This window comes from Raineyella antarctica (genome assembly GCF_900092135.1).
Classification (GTDB): Bacteria; Actinomycetota; Actinomycetes; order Propionibacteriales; family Propionibacteriaceae; genus Raineyella; species Raineyella antarctica.
Genome location: NZ_FMYF01000002.1, coordinates 17,098 through 39,644 on the forward strand (window position 1 = coordinate 17,098; position 22,547 = coordinate 39,644).

The following is a 22,547-nucleotide window of genomic DNA, read 5'->3' on the forward strand; positions in this document are numbered from 1 at the left end:
CTCAGACGTGGTAAATGTCGACCACGTGGTGGATGTAGTCGTTCTTCAGGATGACGACCTTGCGGCGGATGAGGGGCGACTCACCGGAGAAGTCGATCGTGTAGAAGGACGTCCCGTAGTACGGGTCCACGGTGTTGTAGCGGAAGTACATGGTGTGCCAGTTGAAGCGCACGTCCACCAGCGCACCGCGGCGGTCGATCACCTCGACGTTGGTGATGTTGTGCGACGTACGCGGCTCGGGCAGCGAGGTCGCCGACGAGCGCTCGGTGCGGATGCGGAAGACACGGTCCTCCAGGCCACCCTTGTTCGGGTAGTACATCAGCGAGATCTCGGTCTGCGGGTCACGGCTGAGGGCGTCGTCGTCGGCCCAGGAGGGCATCCAGAACTCGGAGTCCTCGGAGTAGCACTCGAGCCAGCGGGTGAAGTCACGGTCGTCGAGGTAGCGCGACTCGCGGTAGAGGAACTGCTCGACTGCCTGCTGGTCGACGTAGACGTCGGCTGCGGTGGGGTTCTGTACGGTCGTCATTGTCCTGGTACTCCCTTTCACGCCAGCTCGGACAGCAGCTGCGCCTCGGCAGCCTTCTCGGATTCCTGGGCCTTCTTCATCACGGACAGCCAGTACTCGTGGTGCACCGGGTAGAGGCCCTCGTCCTCGTTCTTGACACCGGAGGAGAGCACCTTGGTCATGCCGAGGCCCTTCGCGACGTCGTTCGGCCCGGCGATCTGGTGGGCCTGGCCGCGGGACATGTCGTTCCAGCGGGCAGCGGTGCCGAGGAAGGTCTTCTGGCAGGAGCGGAACTCCTCCAGGTCGTCCGGGGTGGCCATGCCGGAGGCGTTGAAGAAGTCCTCGTACTGGCGGATGCGCTGGGAGCGGGACTCCGCCGACTCACCCTTGGGGGCGATGCAGTAGATGGTCACCTCGGTCTGGTCCACGCTGATCGGCCGGAAGTGGCGGATCTGGGTGGAGAACTGGTCCATCACGAAGACGTTCGGGTAGAGCAGCAGGTTGCGCGAGCCCTTGACCATGAAGTTGCCCTTGGCCTCGCCGAACTTCTCCTTCAGCTCCTCGAGCTTGGGGAACAGCGGGCGGGACTCGTAGTTGGCAGCGGTCGTCCACAGGCACAGGTGGCCGTTGTCGAACGACCAGTAGCCGCCGCCCTGCTTGCCCCACTTGCCGGCGTCCACGGTCTGGGTGGTGTTCTTGGACTCACCGGTGGAACGACGGCCGGTCGTGGCGGCGTAGTTCCAGTGCGTGGCGGTGACGTGGTAGCCGTCGGCGCCGTTCTCGGCCTGGACCTTCCAGTTGCCGTCGTACGTGTAGGTGGACGCGCCGCGCAGCACCTCCAGGCCCTCGGGGGACTGGTCGACCAGGCAGTCGATCACCTTGGTGGCGTCGCCGAGGTAGTCCTCGAGCTCCTGCACGTCGGGGTTCAGCGAGCCGAACAGGAAGCCGCGGTAGGAGTCGAACTTCGCGACGTGGGTGAGGTCGTGCGAGCCGTTCTTGTTGAACTGCTCCGGATAGCCGGCGTCCTCCGGGTCCTTCACCTTGAGCAGGCGGCCGTCGTTGCGGAACGTCCAGCCGTGGAACGGACAGGTGAGCGTGGTGCGGTTGTCGGTCTTGCGGCGGCAGAGCATGGCGCCGCGGTGCGCGCAGGCGTTGATCATGCAGTTGAGCTCGCCGTCCTTGCCGCGCGTGATGACCACGGGCTGGCGGCCGATGTACGTGGTGAAGTAGTCCCCGACGTTCGGTACCTGCGACTCGTGCGCCAGGTAGACCCAGTTGCCCTCGAAGATGTACTTCATCTCGAGCTCGAACAGCTGCTCGTCGGTGAAGACCGACCGGTCCAGCTGCCACTTGCCCTCTTCGGGCTTCTCGACCATGAGCTGGTCGAGGTCGATGCTCAGGGCGTCGATGCTGGGATGTGCCATGTTTCCTCCAGGTGACTTCGTCGGCACCCGCCCCGGGTCTCGGGGCGTTGTCCCCAACTGTGGCAAAGGTCACAACTATGCGCACCCGACAAATGCCCAGCCATGACCTAGGCACCCCGGGGGTTCCCCGGGGTGGGGGTGGTTTCCGGGGGGTCGGACCTGATCGGTCCGTCGCGGGCTGGGCTGGGGCGGTGTCGTAGGCTGGTGCCCATGCGAGTTGGAGTATTCGGGGCCACGGGCCAGGTCGGCGGCGTCATGCGTACGCTGCTGGACGAGCGCGCGTTCCCCCTCGACGAGATCCGTTTCTTCGCCTCGGCCCGTTCGGCCGGTTCGAAGCTGCCCTGGCGTGGTGGCGAGGTGACGGTGGAGGACACCGCGACGGCCGACTTCTCCGGCCTGGACATCGCCATCTTCTCCGCAGGCAAGACGACCTCGCTGGAGATGGCGCCGAAGGTCGCCGCTGCCGGTGCCGTCGTGATCGACAACTCGTCGGCCTGGCGGATGGATCCCGAGGTCCCGCTGGTGGTCTCCGAGGTCAATCCGGAGGACGCGCTGAACCCGCCCAAGGGCATCATCGCGAACCCGAACTGCACCACCATGGCCGCGATGCCGATCATGAAGCCGCTGCACGACCTGGCCGGCCTGACCCGCCTGATCGTCGCCACCTACCAGGCGACGTCCGGTTCCGGCGTCGCCGGTGTCAGGACCCTCGCCGAGCAGACCGCGGCGATCGCCGACCCTCGCGCCCTGGCCCTGGACGGCTCCACCTCCGGCATCACCCCCGACCAGTTCGGGCCGTACGTCAAGCAGATCGCGTTCAACGCGCTGCCGATCGCGGGCAACCTGGTCGATGACGGCAGCGGTGAGACCGACGAGGAGCAGAAGCTCCGCAACGAGTCGCGCAAGATCCTGCACCTGCCCGAGCTGCTGGTCGCCGGCACCTGCGTACGGGTGCCCGTCTTCAGCGGCCACTCGCTGGTGATCAACGCCGAGTTCGAGCGGGACATCACCCCCGAGCAGGCGACAGAGGCGCTGCGCGGTGCTGCCGGCGTGGAGCTGATGGACGTCCCGACCCCGATCGACGCGGCCGGCAAGGATCCGTCGTACGTCGGCCGGATCCGGGTCGACCAGTCCGCCCCCGCGGGCAAGGGCCTGGCCTTCTTCATCTCGAACGACAACCTGCGCAAGGGCGCCGCACTCAATGCGGTGCAGATCGCCGAGCTGGTGGCCGCCCACCTCTGATCGACCCCGCCCGTCCCGTACGCCGACGTGCCACCCCGAGGGGGAGGCCGTCGGCGTACGTTGTTCCCATGGACAACCAGGCACCCATCCGCCGCTCCCCGCTCACGGTCGCCGTCATCGGCGGCGGGGTGATGGGCGGCACGATCTTCGGTGCGATCGCCGCACTGGAGGACGACCTGTTCGGTGACGTGGTCGTCGCCGAGCGCGTGGCGGCCCGCCGCGAGGCACTGCTCGCCGACAACCGGGCGGCCGTCGGCCGCGGCACCCGTGCGGTCGAGGACCCGGCCGCGGCCGTGGCCGGCGCCGACGTCGTGGTGCTCGCCGTCAAGCCGCAGGATGCCCCCGCCGCGCTGGCCGCGCTGGACGGCTCCTGGCGTGACGGTGCCCTGCTGGTCTCCGTCTGCGCCGGCCTGTCCACCGCGAGCCTGGAGTCGATGGTCCCCGACGCGATCCGGGTGGTCCGGGGAATGCCGAACACGCCGGCCCGGATCGGCGAGGGCGCCACGGCCATCTGCCCCGGCTCCGCCGCGGGGCCCGAGGACCTGGACCTGGTCGTCGCCCTGCTGGCCGGGACCGGTCTGGTGGTGCAGGTGGCCGAGAAGCACATGGATGCCGTCACCGGGCTGTCCGGCTCCGGACCCGCGTACGTCCTGCTGGCCGTCGAGGCCCTGGTCGAGGCGGGGGTCGAGCTCGGACTGACCCGGGACGTGGCGAACGCCCTGGCGGTGCAGACGGTCCGCGGCACTGCCGGCCTGGCCCAGCAGCCCGGGTCCCACCCGACGTTGCTGCGCGAGGCCGTGACCTCCCCGGGAGGTACCACCGCGGCCGGCCTGGCCGCCCTCGAGCAGCGCGGCCTGCGCTCCGCGCTGGCCGCCGGGGTCCGCGCCTCCGCCGAGCGGAGTGCCGCCCTGGGCGCCTGAGCCGCCGGTAGACTCGGTCGGAAGACGTACGTGGGGTGGCAGAGGAGGTGTGGTGGAGGGTGTCACGCAGACCCGGTTCGTGACCGTCGCCGAGGTGGCGGCACTGATGCGGGTGTCCCGGATGTCGGTCTACCGCCTGATCCACTCCGGTGAGCTGGAGGCCGTCCGCTTCGGACGGACCTTCCGGATCCCGCAGCACGCCATCGACTCCTACCTGGCCCGCGCCCAGTACGTCGCAGCCGCCGCCGACGGCCCGGCCGATCGGCCGGACCCGGGCTCCGGCGACTGATCGTCGCGGCCTTCCGACCGACGGTTTCGCGCTGGCGCGGCCGCCGGGATAGGATGTCGTGGTTGCGACCCCCGGGGTCGTCGGCCGTCGCCATCGGGGTGACGGCTTGTCCACAAGCGTTCGGGTGTCGTTGTGCCCGGCAATCGAGAGGTCCATCCGTGGGTTCTGTCATCAAGAAGCGTCGCAAGCGCATGGCGAAGAAGAAGCACCGCAAGCTGCTCAAGAAGACGCGCATCCAGCGTCGCCGCGCTGGCAAGTGACGCTCGGGCCCGGTCACGGGTCCGATGACGTGATCGCCCCCGGGACCTCCCGGGGCCGGTCGCCTCTTCGTCGTGATCCGTCGTGGATCCCACGCTGGGCGGCTCCGGTCGTCCGGCGCAGCAGTGGGTCCCGGCCGGGACCCGACGACACCTCTGGCGTGGGCTCCGGCGACGCTTCTGCACGCGTGCGCGTGCTCAGCCGGGTCGGCTGCCACCTCTGCGAGGAGGCGCTCCCGGTCGTGGACCGGGTCTGCGCCGAACGGGGCGAGTCGTACGACGTCGCCGACATCGACGCCGATCCGGTGCTGGTGGCCCGCTACTCGGACCTGGTCCCGGTGGTGTTCGTCGACGGCGTCGAGTTCGCGACCTGGCGGGTCGATCCCGCGGCGCTCGACGCCGCCCTCCGTCGACCCCGGTGACCGGCTTCCCTTGCTGAGAGCAGGTCCCGGCCGGTGGTCCGCCAAATTGGAAAGCCCTGTACCAGCTCCTAGAGTTGGGGGTCAGGATCAACGGTTCAACGGCAGGAGGGGCGTGTCCGAAGGTGCGGCCCAGCCGGTGGGTTCCGGCGGCATACCCGAGGCGACGATTTCCCGCCTGCCCCGGTACTGGCAGGTACTGCGCGACGTGCGCGGACAGACCACCATCTCCTCCCAGCAGTTGGCCGAGGCGGCCGGGGTGAATCCCGCCCAGCTCCGCAAGGACCTCTCCTACCTCGGCTCGGTCGGCACCCGTGGCGTCGGCTACGACGTCGGCCGGTTGATCGACATGGTCTCCGGCCACCTGATCGGCCCCGCGTCCCGCCCGTTCATGATCATCGGCATGGGCCAGCTCGGCTCGGCCATGGCGGCATTCACCGGCTACGCCGAGCGCGGCTTCCGGATCGCGGCCCTGATCGACATCGCCCCCGGCCTGGTCGGCCGCCGGATGCGCGTCGCGGCGGCGATCGGCCCGACCACCATGGTCGTACGCTCCATCGACGAGATCGAACAGGTCGTCGCCGAGACCGGAGCCACGCTGGCCCTGCTCTGCGTTCCCGTCAGGGTCGCCCAGCAGACGGTGGACCGGCTCGCCGCCGCGGGCGTCGACAGCATCCTCAACTTCGCCGCCGACGGGGTGCATGCCCCCGAGGGCGTGCGCCTGCGCGACGTCGACCTCGGCCGCGAGCTCCAGATCCTGGCCTACTACCAGCAGCACCCCGGCGCGCCCGCCGCGCGGCCCGAACCAGCGGCCGCCGAGCCTGACGCGGTTCCCACGTCGGCGGCGTCGGACCCGTCGAACGACAAGAAGGTATCCGTGTGAGCATCCTGGTCCTCAGCGTCTCCCATAAGACCGCCCCGGTCGAGCTCCTGAGCCGGGCCTCGATGGATGCGGTGACGTCCGCCCGGCTCGAGGAGACCCTCGCCGAGAGCGAGCACATCGACGAGGCCGTGGTGCTGTCGACGTGCAACCGCACGGAGATCTACGCCAATGTCTCCCGCTTCCACCACAGCCTGGAGGACATCACCGGCCGGATCGCCGACGCCACCGGGCTCGCCCCGGCCACGCTGCAGCAGCACTGCGCCGTCTTCTACGACGAGGCGGCCGTCAGCCACCTGTTCAACGTCACCTCCGGCCTGGACTCCATGGTGGTGGGGGAGAACCAGATCCTCGGCCAGGTGAAGTCCGCCCTGACCCGTGCCCAGGACAACGGCGCGGTCGGCCCCCACCTCAACACCCTCTTCCAGCAGGGCCTGCGGGTCGGCAAGCGCGTGCAGTCCGACACCGAGGTCGGCGCCGCGGGCCAGTCGCTGATGACGGCCGCGCTGGACGAGCTCTACCAGCAGGGCATCCAGCTGGCCGGCCAGCGGGTCGTGATCGTCGGTGCCGGGTCGATGGCTGCGCTGTCCGCGCACACCCTGGCCGGCGAGGGCGTCGACCTGACCCTGGTCAACCGGACGTACGACAAGGCCGAGCACCTGGCCCGCGCGGTCGGCGGCCGCCCCCGCCCGATGAGCGAGCTCGAGGACGCGCTGGCCGAGGCCGACATCCTGGTCACCTGCACCGGTGCCCGCGGGACCGTGATCACCTCCGAGCACGTCCGGGACGCCGCCCTGAGTGCCGTGATCGACCTGGCCATGCCGGCGGACGTCGACAAGGAAGCCGCCCGGTACGCCCCGCTGATCAACATCGCGCTGCTGATGGAGCGCGACACCGACCACTCGACCGCCTCCCAGCTGCGCGACGCGCAGCGCCTGGTCGGCGAGGAGACCAAGGACTACCTGGCCCGGCGCCGCGCCGCGCAGGTCAAGCCGACGGTCGTCGCGCTGCGCTCGATGGCCCGTGACGTCGTCGACGCCGAGCTCCAGCGCCTGGAGGGGCTGACCCCCGGCTTGAGCGAGGCGGACCGTTTCGAGGTCGAGAAGGCGGTGCACCGCGTGGTCGACAAGCTCCTGCACCAGCCGACCGTACGGGTGCAGCAGTACGCGCGCAGCGAGCAGGAGGTCGACTACGCCGCCGCGCTGCGCGACCTCTTCGCCCTGGACCCGGACCACCTGCGGGCGGTCACCACCACGACCGCCGACGGCACGCCCCCGGTCGGCGTGCCCAACCCCGCCGCCCCGCAGGTCGTCACCGCGGCCGACACCGTCGCCTCGGTGCTGGGTCCGGAGCTCGCATGAGCACCCCCCGGGAGACCACCGACCCCACCGCCGGCATCGGGACCGGCCTGCACGTACGGGTCGGCGCCCGCCGGTCCGCCCTGGCGCGGACCCAGGCCGAGTGGATCGCCGCCCGGCTGCAGGAGCTCGGCGCGACCACCGAGATGGTCGGAGTGGTCACCACCGGGGACACCGATCGACGCCACCTGACCGAGATCGGCGGCACCGGCATCTTCGCCACCGCCGTCCGTGACCAGCTGCGCACCCGGGACGCCGACGTCGCCGTGCACTCGCTGAAGGACCTGCCGGTCGATCCGGCCCCCGGGCTGGTGATCGCCGCCATCCCGGCCCGCGAGGATCCCCGCGACGTGCTGGTCGGACTGCCGCTCGACGCGCTCGCCTCGGGCATGCGGATCGGCACCGGCTCACCCCGCCGCGTGGTCCAGCTGGCCAACCTGCTGGCCGCCCGCGGGCTGCAGGTCGAGCTGGTCCCGATCCGCGGCAACGTGGGCACCCGGGTGGACATGGTCCGCACCGGGGAACTGGACGCCGTCGTGCTGGCCGCGGCCGGACTGCGCCGACTCGGGATGCTGGCGGAGAACGACGGCCGGACCACCGTGGAGGGCCTGCCCGCCGAGCCGATCGGGGTCGACCGGGTGCTGCCGGCCGCCGGCCAGGCCGCGCTGGCCGTCGAGGTGTCCGAGCAGGCCGACCCGCGGCTGCTGGCCCTGATGGCCGCCATCGACCACCTGCCGACCCGGCTCGAGGTGACCGCCGAGCGCCGCTTCCTGAACACGATGGAGGCCGGTTGCCTGGCGCCCGTGGGGGTCCACGTGACCGCTGACGAGCAGCTCAACTTGACTCTGAGGGCGGTTGCTGGGCAAATGATAGCTAGTACTTCTTCGAGAGATGCGGCGACCCCGCTCACCTCGGTGGAGGGGAGCGCTCCGACGTCGGACGGCGAGTCCCCGGAAGCTGCCGTGGCCCGTGCCGCGCAGCTGGGGGACAGGTCGGCCCGCGACATGCTGCTCCGACACCCGGCCGAACGGCCCGAGACCTGAGCCCTATCCGGGCGTACGGATCGGCGTGGTGCCACCCGACGCAGGATGAGAACGAGAGAACGCTGTGACGACGATTCCGGCCCCCAACGACCCGCACGACCAGCTGCGTGCCCTCGCCGGTACCCGGCATGCGGGGGACAGTGGCGCGCCCACCGCGGCGCCGACGCGTGCTGCCGAGGACCCCGGCGAGGGGGCGCCCGGTCGCGGGCGGGTCATCTTCGTCGGGACCGGCCCCGGCGATCCCGAGCTGCTCACCCTGATGGCGGTGCAGAGCCTGGCCGACGCCGATGCGGTGATCCTGGACAGTGCGGACCTGGCCACCATCCTGGAGCACCCCGCCGTCACCCTGAAGGCCGGCGTGGTGCCGGACTGCCTCGGGTCGCGGGAGGACGGCAAGCCGCTCACCCCGTCCAACCGGGCCAAGGAGGTGCTGCGCCTCGCCAACCGCGGCCAGCGCGTGGTGCGCCTGGTCAAGGGCGACCCGTTCATGGACGGCAACGTCGCGGACGAGGCGGCGATCTGCGTCAAGGGTGGCATCGACTTCGAGATCGTCCCCGGCGTCTCCTCCCTGACGGCCGTCCCCGAGTACGCCGGCATCGCCCTGAACAATGCCGCCGGCATCCACTTCGTCGCGGCCACCGACGGCAGCTTCACCAAGGCCCAGTCGGCCCAGTGGGCCCCGTCCGGCACCCTGGTCGTCAACACCCGGGTCGACCTCGTCGCGGACATCGCCGAGGCCGCGATGTCCTCGGGCCGCCCGTCGTCCGAGGCGGCGCTGGCCGTGCTCGGCGGCGGCTCCACCGCCCAGGTCACCGTGCTCACCACGCTGGTCCAGCTGGCCGAGTCGGTCCATGCCGCCGGCCTGCCCGACCACGCCCTGGTGCACGTGATGATCGGCCCGGCGGTCGAGCAGCGCGACGACCTGACCTGGTACGAGTCCAAGCCGCTGTTCGGCTGGCGGGTGCTGGTGCCGCGCACCAAGGACCAGGCCGGCCCGCTGGCGACCCGGCTGCGCACCTACGGGGCGCACTCCGAGGAGGTGCCGACCATCTCGGTCGAGCCGCCGCGCAGCCCCCAGCAGATGGACAAGGCGATCCGTGGCCTGGTCGAGGGCCGCTACGAGTGGGTCTGCTTCACCTCCGTCAATGCCCTGAAGGCCGTCCGGGAGCGCTTCGAGGAGTACGGGCTGGACGCCCGGGCCTTCTCCGGCCTGAAGGTCGCCGCGGTCGGTGCGACCACCGCGAACGCCCTGCGCGCCTGGGGTATCGAGCCGGAGCTGATCCCGGTCGGGGAGCGCTCCGCGCGCGGCCTGGCGGCCGAGTTCCCGGCGTACGACCCCTCCCTGGACCCGATCAACCGCGTCTTCCTGCCCCGCGCCGACATCGCGACCGAGACCCTCAAGGCCGGCCTGACCGCGCTCGGCTGGGAGGTCGAGGACGTCACGGCATACCGGACCGTACGGGCCTCACCGCCGCCGGCCCCGGTCCGCGAGGCGATCAAGACCGGCCAGTTCGACGCCGTCGTCTTCACCTCCTCCTCCACTGTGCGCAACCTGGTCGGCATCGCCGGCAAGCCGCACTCCTGCACCGTCGTGGCCGCGATCGGCCCGCAGACGGCCAAGACGTGCGAGGAGCACGGGCTGCGCGTCGACGTCGTGGCGGCCAACCCGTCAGCGGTCGAGCTGGCCGACGCCCTGGCCGGCTTCGCCGCCGACCGGCGGGACGCCTACCTGACCAAGGGCCAGGTGGTGCTCAAGCCGTCCGAGACCCGCCGTGGCGCGCGCGGCCGCAAGCGCACCACCTGAACCCAACCCCTGGAGGGCAAGCATGTCCGTTCCGTACCGTCCTCGCCGCCTCCGTACCACTCCCGCCATGCGGGCGATGGTCGCGGAGACGTCGGTCGAGCCCCGGCAGCTGGTCTATCCCGCGTTCGTCGCCGAGGGCATCACCGGCTCGCGCCCGATCTCGTCCCTGCCCGGGCAGTCCCAGCACGACCTGGACAACATCCGCCGGGTCGCCGAGGAGTGCGCCGGGCTCGGCCTGGCCGGGATCATGCTGTTCGGGGTGCCGCAGTCCAAGGATGCGACCGGCTCGGGCGCCCTGGCCGAGGACGGCATCCTCAACGTGGCCACCGCCGCGGTGAAGGACGCCGTCGGCGACGACCTGCTGGTGATGACCGACGTCTGCCTGGACGAGTTCACCGACCACGGCCACTGCGGCGTGCTGGCCGGTGACGGCCGGGTCGACAACGACGCGACCAACGAGTTGTACGCCCGGATGGCCGTCATGCACGCCGACCGCGGCGCCCACGTCGTCGCCCCCTCGGGGATGATGGACGGCCAGGTCGGCGCGATCCGCGACGCCCTCGACGCGTCGGGGCACCAGGACACCGTGATCATGGCGTACGCCGCCAAGTACGCCTCGGCCTTCTACGGCCCGTTCCGCGAGGCCGTCGACTCCTCCCTCACCGGGGACCGCAAGACCTACCAGCAGGATCCCGCCAACGCCCGCGAGGCCCTGGTCGAGGTCGAGCTGGACCTGGCCGAGGGTGCCGACATCGTGATGGTCAAGCCTGCGCTGTCCTACCTGGACATCCTGCGCCAGGTCCGTGACGCGGTGAACGTGCCGGTCGCCGCCTACAACGTCTCCGGCGAGTACGCCATGGTCGAGGCCGCCGCCGAGCGCGGCTGGATCGACCGGGAGCGGATGGTCCGCGAGCTGCTGACCTCGATCCGCCGCGGCGGCGCCGACATCATCCTGACCTACTGGGCGATGGACTTCGCCCGCTGGGAGCGCTCGGCCCGCTGAGCGGGAGGTGAGGACCCGTCCCGCCCGGCGGCCCACCGTGCGGCCGCCGGCTTGCCCGCCGCGCGCGGGAACGTACGCTGGGGCTTGCCGTCCACGCCTGCAGGAGGATCGATGTCGTCGTTGCCCACGGAGCAGTCCGAGGCCCTCTACCAGCGAGCGAAGCGGGTGATCCCCGGGGGCGTCAGCTCCCCGGTGCGCGCCTTCCGCGCGGTCGGCGGCACCCCCCGGTTCATCCGCTCCGCCCGCGGTGCGTACGTCACCGACGTCGACGGCAACGAGTACGTCGACCTGGTCGGCTCCTGGGGCCCGATGTTGCTGGGCCATGCCCATCCCGAGGTGCTCGACGCCGTCGCCCGCGCCGCGCAGCACGGCACCTCGTTCGGGGCGCCGACGGAGGCCGAGATCGACCTGGCCGAGATGATCATCGACCGCACCCCGGTCGAGCAGGTCCGGCTGGTCAACTCCGGCACCGAGGCCACCATGTCCGCCCTGCGGCTGGCCCGCGGCTACACCGGCCGCGACAAGGTGATCAAGTTCGAGGGCTGCTACCACGGCCACGTCGACTCCCTGCTGGTCGCCGCCGGCTCCGGCGCCGCGACGATGGGACACCCCTCGTCGCCGGGCGTCACCCAGGCCACCACCGCCGACACGATCGTCTGCACCTACAACGACCGGGAGAGCGTCCGGCAGGCCTTCCGCGGCCACGGCAACAACATCGCCTGCATCATCGCCGAGGCCGCCGCCGGCAACATGGGCGTCGTCCCGCCGGCCGAGGAGGACGGGGAGAACTTCACCGCCTTCCTGTCCCGGATCGCGCACGAGCACGGCGCGCTGCTGATCACCGACGAGGTGATGACCGGCTTCCGCGTCTCCCGCTCCGGCCAGTGGGGCCTGGACGGCCAGCACGGCGACCTGATGACCTTCGGCAAGGTGATGGGTGGTGGCTTCCCGGCCGCCGCCTTCGGCGGGCGCAGCGAGATCATGCAGCAGCTCTCCCCGGTCGGCCCGGTCTACCAGGCCGGCACGCTGTCCGGGAACCCGGTGGCGACCGCCGCCGGCAGCACCACCCTCCGGCTGGCCACCGAGGAGGTCTACGCCCAGATCGACCGCAGCTCCGAGCTGCTCCGGGCCGAGATCGGCAAGGCGCTGGACGCCTTCCAGGTGCCGCACGTCATCCAGCACACCGGCAACCTGTTCTCGGGCTTCTTCACCCCTGAGGGCACCACCGAGGTGCCGGACTGGAAGGCCGCCGCCACCCAGCGCGAGGATGTCTTCGCGGCCTTCTTCCACGGTCTGCTCGCCAACGGGGTGTACCTCGGCCCGTCCTGCTACGAGGCCTGGTTCCTCTCGGCGGCACACGACGACGCCGCCCTGGACCGGATCTTCGACGCCCTGCCCAAGGCCGCCGCCGCGGCCCGGCTGGCGATGACCAAGGCCTGACGGCCGGCCCACGAGCAGGAGCGACATGACCCAGGCCCTCGTCCACCTCTGCCGCCACGGCCAGGTGCACAACCCCGGCACCGTCCTCTACGGACGGCTGCCTGACTTCCACCTCTCCGACCTCGGCCGGCAGATGGCCGACCGGCTCGGGGAGTACTTCGCCGACCGCGACGTCGCCCACCTGCGCTGCTCCCCGCTGGAGCGGGCCCAGGAGACGATGGCGCCGATCGCCGCCGGCCACGCCGACCTGCAGGTCGTCACCGACGAGCGCCTGATCGAGGCCTGGAACCACTTCCAGGGCCGGGTGTTCAACGGGATGCGGTCCGACCTGCGTGACCCGCGCCTGTGGCACTACCTGCTCAACCCGATGCTGCCCTCCTGGGGCGAGCCGTACGCCGAGCAGGTCGCCCGGATGCTGGAGGTGGTCCGCGAGGCCGCCGAGGTGGCCGATGGACACGAGGCCGTGATCGTCTCGCACCAGCTGCCGATCTGGATGGCCCGCCGCGGCGCCGAGGGCCTGCGGCCGGCGCACAACCCGCTGAAGCGCCAGTGCACGCTCGCCTCGGTCACCACCCTGGCCGTGACAGACGGGGTGGTCAGCTTCGTCGGCTACGACGAGCCGTGCCGCGACCTGTTGCCGACCAAGAAGCGAAAGGGGTTCGTCGCCGGTGCCTGACCAGACCACACCCGTCCGCCGTACCGTCCGGGGCATTGCCGCAGCCGTCCTGTCCCTCGGGCTGGCCGCCGGCCTCGCCGCCTGCGGTGGCGGCTCCGACAGCGTGAACACCCAGAGCGGCTTCGTCAGCGGTGACGGCGGGGTGACGATCCTTTCGCCCGACAAGCGCCCCGCGGCGCCGGTGGTCTCCGGACCGGTGCTCGGCGGCCAGGGCGCCACGTTGTCCACCAAGGCCTCGGCGGGCAAGGTCCTGGTCCTGAACGTGTGGGGCTCCTGGTGCGCACCGTGCCGGGCGGAGGCCCCCGGGCTGGTGGCGGCCGCGGCCCGTACGACCGACCGCGCCGACTTCATCGGACTCAACACCCGTGACCTCGACCCACATCCGGCGGAGGCGTTCGAGCGCGGCTTCGGGGTGAAGTACCCCAGCATCTACGACCCGGCCGGCAAGCTGCTGCTGGAGTTCTCCGACCAGCTGCCGCCCTCCGGCATCCCCTCGACCCTGGTGATCGACGCGCAGGGCCGGGTCGCCGCCCGGATCATCGGCGCGACCACCGAGACGACGCTGGTCGGCGTGATCGACGACGTCATCGCGGGCAAGTGACGGGGACGGTCACCACGATGCTTCCCCTCGACATCGCCGGCTGGGCGACGGAGGCCGTCGGCGGCGCGATGCTGCTGGCGGTGCCGATCGCCCTGCTGGCCGGCCTGGTCTCCTTCTTCTCCCCCTGCGTGGTGCCGCTGCTGCCGGGCTACCTGTCGTACGCCACAGGCCTGGGCGCCTCCGACGTGCTGGAGGACAGCCGGAGCCACCGCGGCCGGATGCTGCTCGGCAGCCTGCTGTTCGTGCTCGGGTTCGCCGTCGTCTTCGTCGCGGCCGGTGTCGCGGCCGGGACCCTGGGCCGCGGCCTGCTCACCCACCAGGTCATCATCACCCGGGTGATCGGCGTCCTGACCATCCTGATGGGGCTGATGTTCGCGGGGGTGGTCCCGCTCGGGGACCGCGACACCCGGATCAAGCGCCTGCCGAAGGCCGGACTGGCGGCCGCCCCCGTACTGGGCTTCGTCTTCGGGCTCGGCTGGACGCCCTGCATCGGCCCGACCCTGTCGATGGTGCTGACCCTGGCGATGAACGAGGGCAGCGCGGTGCGCGGCGGCGTGCTCGCCTTCGTCTACTGCCTCGGCCTGGGCATCCCGTTCGTGCTCGCCGCCGTCGCGTTCTCGCGGATGCAGCGGCTGGTCAGGTTCGTCCGCCGGCACCAGAGGGTCGTGATGCGGATCGGCGGGTTCACCATGGCAGCGGTCGGCGTCCTGCTGGTCTCCGGGCTGTGGGAACGGCTGATGGCCGTGATCCGGGTCTGGGCCGCTGGCTTCGGGACGTTCCTGTGAGCCGGGCCGGGGTGACGACCACCGTCGAGACCACGCAGGAACCGACCAGCGCCGCGACCGGCGGCAGCACAGGAGACCGGATGAAGAAGACACGCAAGGGCGGCACGGAGAAGCCCCGGGCGCTGTCCCTGGCGGAGACCGGCCGCTGGCTCTGGACCCAGCTGACGTCGATGCGTACGGCCCTGGTGCTGCTGTTCCTGCTGGCCCTGGCGGCGATCCCCGGCGCGATGGTGCCGCAGAAGTCGATCTCGCCGGCCCGGGTGCTGGAGTTCAAGACAGCCAACCCGGACCTGGCCAAGGTCTACGAGTCGCTCAGCCTGTTCAACGTCTACACCTCGCCGTGGTTCTCGGCGGTCTACCTGCTGCTGTTCATCTCCCTGATCGGCTGCATCCTGCCCCGGGTCCGGGTCTATTTCAAGGCTGTCCGGGCCGAGCCGCCGGCCACCCCCCGCCGGCTGGACCGGCTGCCCGAGTCCACCACCTCCTCCACCACCCGCTCCGCCGAGGAGGCGCTGACGGCGGCCGCCACGCTCCTGAAGTCCCGCCACTTCCGGGTCGTGCGCCGGGGCGACTCGGTCGCCGCGGAGCGCGGCTACCTGCGCGAGTTCGGCAACCTGCTCTTCCACGTGAGCATGGTGGTGCTGCTGATCGGCGTCGCCTGGACCAACCTGTTCGGCTACAAGGGCACCTCGATCGTCGTCACCGGCCAGGGCTTCTCGAACAACATCACCCAGTACGACGACTTCACCGGCGGCGGCCTGTTCTCCCCGCGCAACCTCCCGCCGTTCTCGCTGAGCCTGGACGACTTCGTCGTACGCTTCGAGACCGGCCCGGTGCAGACCGGCGCGGCCCGCCAGTTCACCGCGCACCTGACCGTCACCGACGCGCCCGGCGCCACCCCGCACAAGGAGGTGCTCGAGGTGAACAGCCCGGTCCAGGTCGGCGGCACCCAGATCCACCTGTCCTCCCACGGCTACGCGCCGATCGTCTCGGTCACCGACGGCAACGGCAACGTCGCCTTCAACGGGCCGGTGGTGTTCCTGCCCCAGGACGGCAACTTCACCTCGACCGGGGCGATCAAGGCGCTCGACGCCCGCCCGGAGGTGCTCGCCTTCCAGGGCTTCTTCCTGCCGACGGCGACCGTCGACCAGCGTGGCCCGCACTCGCTCTTCCCGGACGCCCTGGTGCCGGAACTGTTCCTCAACGCCTGGACCAGCCCGCCCGGCCCCGAGACGGGCAAGCCGCAGAGCGTCTACTCGCTCGACACGACCGGGATGACCCAGATCAAGACCGCCGAGGGCACGCCGCTCGCGGTGAAGCTCAAGCAGGGCGACTACGTCGACCTGCCGGACGGGCGCGGTCGCCTCACCTTCGTCGGCTGGCAGCGCTGGGCCCAGCTGCAGATGTCCTCCAGCCCCGGCCTGGGGCTGACCGTGGGATCGGTCGGCGCGGCGATCGTCGGCCTGATGCTCTCGCTGTTCATCCGCCCCCGGCGCCTCTGGGCCCGGGCGGTCGAGGGCGAGGACGGACGTACGCTCGTCGAGGTCGGCGGGCTGGATCGTGCCGATGCCCGGACCGGGCTCGATGATGATGTGGCGGCGGTCGTCGCCGTGATGGATGATGGGGCGACGCCGTCGTCCGAAGGGGATGAGTGATGGATTTCGCTGCATATTCGAACCTCGCGATGATGACCGCGTGGCTGCTCTACCTGGTCGCGATGATGGTCTTCGGCCTGGAGTGGGCGATGGCCCGCCGGGTCCCGGACGAGACCGTCGCCGAGACGGCCGAGCCGGCCCTCGTCGGTGCGACGGTGGGAGCCGCTGAGGCGGCCGGGACGGCCGACGGTACGTCGCACCGTACGGTGCGCACCTCGGTCACCGTCGACCCGGGACGTGCCCCGGAGGGGACCGACAAGTGGGGCCGGATCGCGCTCGCCATCACCATGGTCGGCTGGGTCGCGAACGTGGTCGGGACGGCGCTGCGCGGGGTCGCTGCGCACCGCTTCCCGTGGGGCAACATGTACGAGTTCACCATCACCACGGTGATGTTCATCGTGGCCGCGTTCCTGGTGCTCGCGATGCGTCACCGGATGCGCTGGCTTGGCCTGCCGGTGACCCTGCTGGCGACGATCGGTGTCGGCCTGGCCGTCGAGGTCTTCTACGTCGCGGTCGCCGACCTGGTGCCGGCTCTGCACTCGTGGTGGTTCGTCGTGCACATCGTGGCCGCCTCGATCGCCGGCGCGCTGTTCAACATCGGCTCGCTGCTCTCGATCCTCTACCTGCTGCGCAAGGGCTCCGACGAGCGCGGCACCACCCGTGGCTGGCTGGCCCAGCTGCCCTCCACCAAGAAGCTGGACCTGTGGGCCTACCGGACCACCGCCGCCGGCTTCCCGCTGTGGACGTTCGCGGTCGCTGCCGGCGCAGTCTGGGCCCAGTACGCCTGGGGCCGGTTCTGGGGCTGGGACCCCAAGGAGACCTTCTCCCTGGTCACCTGGGTGATCGTCGCCGCCTACCTGCACGCCCGCCTGACGGCCGGCTGGAAGGGCTCGCGCGCCGCGATCCTGTCGATCATCGTGTTCGTCTCGTTCTGGTTCAACTTCATCGGCGTGAACCTGGTCTTCAGCGGCCTGCACTCGTACGCCGGGGTCTGAACCGCGTGGCCTAGGCGGCGCCGGCCTGCTGGGAGGTGTGGATCTGGTGCACCGCTGTGGCCACCCAGGACGCCTCCCGGGCCAGCGCCGCCGTGCGCTGCACGCCCCTGGCCTGCTGGGCCGGCCCGACCCGCCGGACCACCGGCCCGACCGCACCGATCGCGCCCAGCAGGGCGGTCGCTGAGGCGCACTCGGCGTCGTCGCTCGCCTCCCGGTAGGTCGGCGAGGTCCACCAGTTCACCAGCCTGCGGGTGAACGGCTCGTGGCTGCGCGCGTCCCGGACCGGCCACAGGTCGAGCGGGATGAAGCCCAGCGCCCGGCCGGTCCGGTGCACCAGCACCCCCTCGGCCTCCAGCCGCTCGTACAGGCTGCGGCGCACGCCGGCCTTGATCCGGTGCAGGGCCGGGATGGGGCGCCGCTCGGTGGTCGCCAGGATCGCCAGCACCCGATCCAGCACCTCGTCCCCGGTGGGGGAGGCATCCAGCACGTGGATCCGCCCCGGCAGACGGGGCCGCTCCGGGTGGTCGACGTCGATCCGGCCGGTCCGCCACAGCTGGCCCAGCACCGAACCGGCCAGCGCCAGGTCGACCCGGTTCCACGGCACCACCAATCGTCCGGTCCGCCGATCGGTGAGCAGGAGCAGCAGGTTCTCGGCCCAGAGCATGCCTCCAGCGTAGGTCGCCCCGGCCCAGCGGCCGCGGGCCCGACGGCCGGGAGTGGTGACGTTCACTACAGTGGGGATCGTGCGCCATTTCGACATCTGTGTGATCGGGTCCGGGTCGGGCAACTCCATCATCGACGAGCGGTTCGCCGACCGGCAGGTCGCGATCATCGATGCCGGCGTCGGTCCGGACAAGCTCTTCGGCGGCACCTGCCTCAACCTGGGCTGCATCCCGACCAAGATGTACGTGCACCCGGCCGACCTGGCCGCCTCGGTGCAGCACGCCCGTGACCTGGGCATCGACCTCACCCTGGACGGGGTGCACTGGCGTGCGGTCCGGGACCGGATCTTCGGCCGGATCGACCCGATCACCGAGGCCGGCCGCCAGTGGCGTACGACCGGCATGCCGAACGTCACCCTGCTGCAGGGCCGGGCGCACTTCTCCGGGCTGCGCCGGCTCACCGTGGTGGCCGAGGACGGCAGCACCGAGGACATCACCGCCGACCAGGTCGTGATCGCCGCCGGCTCGCGGGTGCGCCGACCCGACGTCCCCGGCGCCGAGGAGGTCACCCTGCACAGCAGCGACACCGTGATGCGGATCGACGAGCTGCCCCGCCGAATGGTCATCCTCGGCGGCGGCTTCGTGGCGGCCGAGTTCGCCCACCTCTTCTCCGCCTTCGGGGTCGAGGTGACGGTGGTCAGCCGCTCGGGGGCGCTGCTGCGCCGCGAGGACGAGGACGTCTCGCGCCGCTTCACCCAGTCGCTGTCGGAGCGCTGCACCGTGCGGCTCAAGGAGCACCTGGAGTCCTTCGAACAGCTCGAGGACGGCCGGATCCGGGTGAACACGGTCGGACCGAGCGGCCCGGCCTCGTACGACACCGACCTGGTCCTCACCGCCATCGGGCGCACCCGCAACGGGGACACGCTGGCCACCGAGGCGACCGGGCTGGAGCTGGCCGCCGACGGCCGGATCCCCGTCGACAAGTACCAGCGCACCCCGGTGCAGGGCATCTGGGCCCTCGGCGACGTGTCCTCCGAACACCTGCTCAAGCACGTCGCGAACGCCGAGGCCCGGACCGTCCAGCACAACCTGCTGAGCCCGCACCACCCGGTCGCCACCGACCACCGGTACGTCCCGCACGCCGTCTTCGGCTCCCCGCAGGTCGCCGCCGTGGGCCTGACCGAGCAGGCCGCCCGCGCGCTGGGGATCACGTACGTCTCGGCCGTGCAGCAGTACGGCGACGTGGCGTACGGCTGGGCGATGGAGGACACCGGCCACTTCTGCAAGCTGCTCGCCGACCCGGTCACCGGCCACCTGCTCGGCGCCCACATCATCGGCCCCGAGGCATCGATCCTGATCCAGCCCGTGCTGCAGGCGATGAGCTTCGGCCTGGACGTCCGCGCGATGGCCCGAGGCCAGTACTGGATCCACCCGGCCCTCACCGAGGTGCTCGAGAACGCCCTGCTCGCCCTCCCGTTGGACTGATCCCGATGTCCCTTCCCCGCACGCCACTCCGCCACCGGACCGTCCTGGCTGCCGGCCTGGCCGTCCTCGCCCTCTCCCTGGCCGCCTGCGGCCCCCGCTCGGCCACCCCGACCGCATCGGCGACCGCCGGCCCGGGGTCGACCACGGCTCCGACGGCGACCACGACCCCAGCACCGGCTTCGACACCCGGCTCGACGGGGCCGGACGGGGTGCCGCCGGTGATCCGTGCCGACAGCTGCCGGTTGCGGGTGGACGCGATGACGCCCGCCGAACGCGCCGGACAGCTGGTGATGGTCGGCCACCAGGTCGGTGAGGACCCGGCCGCGACCGCCGCCCTGGTGAAGCGGCAGGACCTCGGCTCGGTGATCCTGATGGGTACCAGCAAGGCAGGGGTCACCTCGGTCCGGCAGATGACCGATGCGATCCGGGCCGGCGCCGGCCGCGACGGGCTGGTGGTCGCGGTGGACCAGGAGGGCGGCCAGGTAAGGCGGCTGTCCGGCACCGGTTTCACCGCGATGCCCTCGGCGGCCGACCAGGGCAAGCTGTCGACCACCCGGCTGGCCGACGACGCCCGGACCTGGGGCAAGGAGTTGCACCGCGCCGGCATCGACGTCGACCTCGCCCCCGTGGCCGACGTCGTCCCCGCCGACCGGGTCGCCGTCAACGAGCCGATCGCCAGGTACGGGCGCGGCTTCGGCTCCGATCCCGCAGCGGTCTCCGGCAGCGTCCGGGCGTTCGTCTCGGGGCTGCGCTCGGGCGGCACCGGCACCGCCGTCAAGCACTTCCCGGGCCTGGGCCAGGTGGTCGGCAACACCGACTTCGCCACCGGCGTCACCGATGACCGTACGGTCCGCCACGACCCGCTGCTGGCACCCTTCGGTGCCGCGATCGGGGCGGGCACCGACATGGTGATGATCTCCTCGGCCCGCTACACCCGGATCGACGCCCAGCAGCCCGCGCTGTGGTCCCCGGTGGTGATCGGGCAGATGCTGCGCGGGGACCTCGGCTGGCACGGTGTCGTGGTCTCCGACGACCTGGGCGTCGCCGCGCAGGTGCAGTCCGTGGCCCCCGGCGAGCGGGCGGTGCGGTTCGTCAGGGCCGGCGGCGACATCGCCATCACCGTCGACCCGACCCTGGCCGACGACATGGTCACCGGCCTGGCCGACACCGCCGCCCACGACCCGGCCTTCGACCGCCAGGTCCGGGACAGCGCCCTGCGCGTGCTGGAGATGAAGGCCGGCCGCGGGCTGGCCGGCTGCTCCGCCGGCTGACCGTCGCCCCTGCGGCCTGCCGTGGGGCGACCTTCAGCCGGCCACCCTCAGCCCCGCCATGGCCTGCCGGGCCGGCTCCAGCAGCTGGGGCGTGGTGTCCGGGATCGAGGCGTAGAAGATCCCCGAGCTGGACGGGCCGGTGCTGACGATCGCCACCAGCAGCCGCTCGCCCTTGGTCTTCAGGCCGGGTACGTTGAAGGACAGCTTCGACTCGACCACCCAGGCCGGATGCCCGTCGATGGTGGTCGCGGCGTTGCGGACGTCGTTCCGGGTGACCGTCGAGTCGCCGTAGAACCGATCGACGACGCAGTCGACGACGATCCGGGAGCCGTCCTCGGGGCTGAAGAAGCCGTCCCCGGCCAGCAGGTCGCCGATCATCACCTGGGCCACCCAGTCGCTGCGGCCGTCGAAGTCGGCCTCCACCACGTACAGCTGCTGGACCGCGTTGCGGGCGAACGGCACCTGGTCCTCCGGGATCACCGGCCCGAAGGGCGCCCCTAGCTCCGGGTAGGACAGCTTTCCGCCATGCACCCGGCCGTCGGCCGGCTGGACGGGCATCGGGGTCGGGGTGCCCAGCTCGCCCGGTGGGCACACCTGGGTGGTGGGCTGGCCGCCGCGGCCGGCGCCGGAGGTGGACAGGCCGGTCCCGGCGCGGATCGCCCAGGTGACCAGCAGGAGCAGGGCCACCAGCACGGCACCGGCGGCGAGCCACCAGCCGATCGCGGTACGGCGGCGCGGGGGCTCCATCGGGGGCGGGGTGGGTCCGTACGTGCCTGGACCGTACGCGCCGCCACCGGGCGGTGGTGGGGGCGGTGTCGGCGGTGGTGTGCTCGGGAAGCCCGGCGGGGGAGCGGTCGGGTCGCTGCTCAGCGCGACGGTCCAGCCGCGGCCGTCCCAGTAGCGGAACTTCCCGCGCTGGCCGCCCGGATCCGGATACCACCCAGCCTGCGTGCTCACGGGTCCGAGTCTACGGGTGCCCTGGTGCGACGAGGGCCGGCGCACATGGCGCCGGCCCTCGGGGTCTCCGGTCGGGTCCGGGAGCGGTCAGTGATCAGCCGAAGCGGCCGGAGACGTAGTCCTCGGTCTGCTTGTTCGACGGGTTGGAGAAGATCTTCTCGGTGTCGTCGTACTCGATCAGGTGGCCGGGCTTGCCGGTGCCGGCGATGTTGAAGAAGCCGGTTCGGTCGGACACTCGCGCGGCCTGCTGCATGTTGTGCGTCACGATGACGACGGTGTACTGCTCCTTCAGCTCCTCGATCAGGTCCTCGATGGCGAGGGTGGAGATCGGGTCGAGGGCGGAGCAGGGCTCGTCCATCAGGATCACCTCGGGCTCGACCGCGATCGTACGGGCGATACAGAGGCGCTGCTGCTGGCCACCGGACAGGCCCGAGCCGGGCTGGTCGAGGCGGTCCTTGACCTCTTTCCAGAGGTTGGCGCCGGTCAGGGACTTCTCGACCAGTTCGTCGGCGGCCCGGGAGCTCAGCCGGCGACCGTTGATCTTGTAGCCGGCCAGCACGTTGTCGCGGATCGACATCGTCGGGAACGGGTTGGGCCGCTGGAAGACCATGCCGACGAGGCCGCGGACGTTGACGGGGTCGACGCCGCTCTCGTAGATGTTGTCGTTGTCGAGCAGCACCTCGCCCTTGACGTGGGCGCCGGGGATCACCTCGTGCATGCGGTTGATCGTGCGCAGGAAGGTGGTCTTGCCACAACCGGAGGGGCCGATGAAGGCGGTCACCGTACGCGGCTCGATCTCGATGTTGACACCCTCGACCGCGAGGAAGTCCCCGTAGTAGACGTTGACGTCCTTGGCCTGGATTCGCTTGGACATGG

The 22,547-nt window shown here is 71.4% G+C and carries 23 protein-coding genes; 18 read left to right on the forward strand and 5 right to left on the reverse strand.

Going from position 1 to position 22,547, the window contains the following annotated elements:
• Position 1: 1 nt before the first annotated feature.
• On the reverse strand, positions 2-526 hold the full coding sequence (gene benB, locus GA0111570_RS02550; protein WP_092606090.1) for a benzoate 1,2-dioxygenase small subunit: 525 nt from the start codon (positions 524-526) through the stop codon (positions 2-4).
• 17 nt (positions 527-543) lie between these two features.
• On the reverse strand, positions 544-1,929 hold the full coding sequence (gene benA, locus GA0111570_RS02555; protein ID WP_092606092.1) for a benzoate 1,2-dioxygenase large subunit: 1,386 nt from the start codon (positions 1,927-1,929) through the stop codon (positions 544-546).
• 210 nt (positions 1,930-2,139) lie between these two features.
• Between benA and GA0111570_RS02560 the strand changes: the two genes are divergently transcribed.
• The 16 genes from GA0111570_RS02560 (at position 2,140) to ccsB (ending at position 17,296) form a co-directional block, all read left to right on the forward strand.
• A complete protein-coding gene (locus GA0111570_RS02560) occupies positions 2,140-3,171 on the forward strand; it encodes an aspartate-semialdehyde dehydrogenase (RefSeq protein WP_425438600.1) in 1,032 nt (343 codons plus the stop codon).
• A gap of 68 nt (positions 3,172-3,239) precedes the next feature.
• Entirely contained in the window at positions 3,240-4,091 is an 852-nt protein-coding gene (gene proC / locus GA0111570_RS02565) for a pyrroline-5-carboxylate reductase (protein WP_092606094.1), read from the forward strand.
• Between the two features lie 52 nt (positions 4,092-4,143).
• Positions 4,144-4,380 carry a helix-turn-helix domain-containing protein gene (locus tag GA0111570_RS17830; RefSeq protein WP_281245193.1) on the forward strand — a complete coding sequence of 79 codons (237 nt, stop codon included), beginning with the start codon at positions 4,144-4,146 and terminating at the stop codon, positions 4,378-4,380.
• A 158-nt stretch (positions 4,381-4,538) separates the two neighbouring features.
• Positions 4,539-4,640: a 30S ribosomal protein bS22 gene (locus GA0111570_RS02575; protein ID WP_002550589.1), complete on the forward strand. Its 102-nt coding sequence runs from the start codon at positions 4,539-4,541 to the stop codon at positions 4,638-4,640.
• A gap of 185 nt (positions 4,641-4,825) precedes the next feature.
• Positions 4,826-5,059, forward strand: coding sequence for a glutaredoxin family protein (locus tag GA0111570_RS17545; RefSeq protein ID WP_092607071.1), 234 nt, complete (start codon positions 4,826-4,828; stop codon positions 5,057-5,059).
• Positions 5,060-5,171: 112 nt separating this feature from the next.
• Positions 5,172-5,939 carry a redox-sensing transcriptional repressor Rex gene (locus GA0111570_RS17550; RefSeq protein WP_175557292.1) on the forward strand — a complete coding sequence of 256 codons (768 nt, stop codon included), beginning with the start codon at positions 5,172-5,174 and terminating at the stop codon, positions 5,937-5,939.
• Positions 5,936-7,297, forward strand: coding sequence for a glutamyl-tRNA reductase (locus GA0111570_RS02590; protein ID WP_175557293.1), 1,362 nt, complete (start codon positions 5,936-5,938; stop codon positions 7,295-7,297). The genes GA0111570_RS17550 and GA0111570_RS02590 overlap by 4 nt, the downstream gene beginning before the upstream one ends.
• On the forward strand, positions 7,294-8,337 hold the full coding sequence (gene hemC / locus GA0111570_RS02595; RefSeq protein ID WP_092606099.1) for a hydroxymethylbilane synthase: 1,044 nt from the start codon (positions 7,294-7,296) through the stop codon (positions 8,335-8,337). Before GA0111570_RS02590 ends, hemC begins: the two co-directional genes overlap by 4 nt.
• Before the next feature lie 73 nt (positions 8,338-8,410).
• Positions 8,411-10,141: a bifunctional uroporphyrinogen-III C-methyltransferase/uroporphyrinogen-III synthase gene (locus GA0111570_RS02600; protein ID WP_425438605.1), complete on the forward strand. Its 1,731-nt coding sequence runs from the start codon at positions 8,411-8,413 to the stop codon at positions 10,139-10,141.
• 22 nt (positions 10,142-10,163) lie between these two features.
• A complete protein-coding gene (gene hemB, locus GA0111570_RS02605) occupies positions 10,164-11,144 on the forward strand; it encodes a porphobilinogen synthase (RefSeq protein WP_092606101.1) in 981 nt (326 codons plus the stop codon).
• Between the two features lie 111 nt (positions 11,145-11,255).
• The gene (gene hemL / locus GA0111570_RS02610; protein ID WP_092606103.1) at positions 11,256-12,584 is read left to right on the forward strand and encodes a glutamate-1-semialdehyde 2,1-aminomutase; all 1,329 of its coding nucleotides are present in this window, start codon (positions 11,256-11,258) and stop codon (positions 12,582-12,584) included.
• A 25-nt stretch (positions 12,585-12,609) separates the two neighbouring features.
• Positions 12,610-13,260: a histidine phosphatase family protein gene (locus GA0111570_RS02615; RefSeq protein ID WP_092606105.1), complete on the forward strand. Its 651-nt coding sequence runs from the start codon at positions 12,610-12,612 to the stop codon at positions 13,258-13,260.
• Positions 13,253-13,861, forward strand: coding sequence for a TlpA family protein disulfide reductase (locus GA0111570_RS02620; protein ID WP_245702997.1), 609 nt, complete (start codon positions 13,253-13,255; stop codon positions 13,859-13,861). The genes GA0111570_RS02615 and GA0111570_RS02620 overlap by 8 nt, the downstream gene beginning before the upstream one ends.
• Before the next feature lie 17 nt (positions 13,862-13,878).
• Complete coding sequence (locus GA0111570_RS02625; protein WP_425438601.1) at positions 13,879-14,646, forward strand: cytochrome c biogenesis CcdA family protein; 768 nt, start codon at positions 13,879-13,881, stop codon at positions 14,644-14,646.
• 80 nt (positions 14,647-14,726) lie between these two features.
• Positions 14,727-16,301: a cytochrome c biogenesis protein ResB gene (resB, locus tag GA0111570_RS02630; RefSeq protein ID WP_092607086.1), complete on the forward strand. Its 1,575-nt coding sequence runs from the start codon at positions 14,727-14,729 to the stop codon at positions 16,299-16,301.
• On the forward strand, positions 16,301-17,296 hold the full coding sequence (ccsB, locus tag GA0111570_RS02635) for a c-type cytochrome biogenesis protein CcsB (RefSeq protein ID WP_092606107.1): 996 nt from the start codon (positions 16,301-16,303) through the stop codon (positions 17,294-17,296). Before resB ends, ccsB begins: the two co-directional genes overlap by 1 nt.
• 10 nt (positions 17,297-17,306) lie before the next feature.
• Here ccsB and GA0111570_RS02640 read toward each other — a convergent pair whose 3' ends face one another.
• Complete coding sequence (locus GA0111570_RS02640) at positions 17,307-17,960, reverse strand: GOLPH3/VPS74 family protein (protein ID WP_175557294.1); 654 nt, start codon at positions 17,958-17,960, stop codon at positions 17,307-17,309.
• A gap of 79 nt (positions 17,961-18,039) precedes the next feature.
• On the opposite strand from GA0111570_RS02640, the gene GA0111570_RS02645 reads away from it, so the two are divergent.
• Both GA0111570_RS02645 and GA0111570_RS02650 read left to right on the forward strand, forming a co-directional pair.
• Entirely contained in the window at positions 18,040-19,443 is a 1,404-nt protein-coding gene (locus tag GA0111570_RS02645) for a mycothione reductase (RefSeq protein WP_092607091.1), read from the forward strand.
• A 5-nt stretch (positions 19,444-19,448) separates the two neighbouring features.
• Positions 19,449-20,714 (forward strand): glycoside hydrolase family 3 N-terminal domain-containing protein, encoded by a 1,266-nt coding sequence (locus tag GA0111570_RS02650; protein WP_092606109.1) that lies wholly within the window; start codon positions 19,449-19,451, stop codon positions 20,712-20,714.
• 33 nt (positions 20,715-20,747) lie between these two features.
• On the opposite strand, the gene GA0111570_RS02655 is transcribed toward GA0111570_RS02650, so the two are convergent.
• Positions 20,748-21,671 carry a DUF2510 domain-containing protein gene (locus GA0111570_RS02655; RefSeq protein WP_175557295.1) on the reverse strand — a complete coding sequence of 308 codons (924 nt, stop codon included), beginning with the start codon at positions 21,669-21,671 and terminating at the stop codon, positions 20,748-20,750.
• Between the two features lie 94 nt (positions 21,672-21,765).
• Entirely contained in the window at positions 21,766-22,545 is a 780-nt protein-coding gene (gene pstB, locus GA0111570_RS02660; protein WP_092606113.1) for a phosphate ABC transporter ATP-binding protein PstB, read from the reverse strand.
• Between the last annotated feature and the right edge of the window lie 2 nt (positions 22,546-22,547).

Coding starts and splice junctions, on each gene's coding strand:
- benB (WP_092606090.1), bottom strand. CDS start 526: ATGACGACCGTACAGAACCCCACCGCAGCCGACGTCTACGTCGACCAG.
- benA (WP_092606092.1), bottom strand. CDS start 1,929: ATGGCACATCCCAGCATCGACGCCCTGAGCATCGACCTCGACCAGCTC.
- GA0111570_RS02625 (WP_425438601.1), top strand. CDS start 13,879: ATGCTTCCCCTCGACATCGCCGGCTGGGCGACGGAGGCCGTCGGCGGC.
- GA0111570_RS02615 (WP_092606105.1), top strand. CDS start 12,610: ATGACCCAGGCCCTCGTCCACCTCTGCCGCCACGGCCAGGTGCACAAC.
- proC (WP_092606094.1), top strand. CDS start 3,240: ATGGACAACCAGGCACCCATCCGCCGCTCCCCGCTCACGGTCGCCGTC.
- ccsB (WP_092606107.1), top strand. CDS start 16,301: ATGGATTTCGCTGCATATTCGAACCTCGCGATGATGACCGCGTGGCTG.
- hemC (WP_092606099.1), top strand. CDS start 7,294: ATGAGCACCCCCCGGGAGACCACCGACCCCACCGCCGGCATCGGGACC.
- resB (WP_092607086.1), top strand. CDS start 14,727: ATGAAGAAGACACGCAAGGGCGGCACGGAGAAGCCCCGGGCGCTGTCC.
- GA0111570_RS02640 (WP_175557294.1), bottom strand. CDS start 17,960: ATGCTCTGGGCCGAGAACCTGCTGCTCCTGCTCACCGATCGGCGGACC.
- hemB (WP_092606101.1), top strand. CDS start 10,164: ATGTCCGTTCCGTACCGTCCTCGCCGCCTCCGTACCACTCCCGCCATG.
- GA0111570_RS02560 (WP_425438600.1), top strand. CDS start 2,140: ATGCGAGTTGGAGTATTCGGGGCCACGGGCCAGGTCGGCGGCGTCATG.
- hemL (WP_092606103.1), top strand. CDS start 11,256: ATGTCGTCGTTGCCCACGGAGCAGTCCGAGGCCCTCTACCAGCGAGCG.
- pstB (WP_092606113.1), bottom strand. CDS start 22,545: ATGTCCAAGCGAATCCAGGCCAAGGACGTCAACGTCTACTACGGGGAC.
- GA0111570_RS02650 (WP_092606109.1), top strand. CDS start 19,449: ATGTCCCTTCCCCGCACGCCACTCCGCCACCGGACCGTCCTGGCTGCC.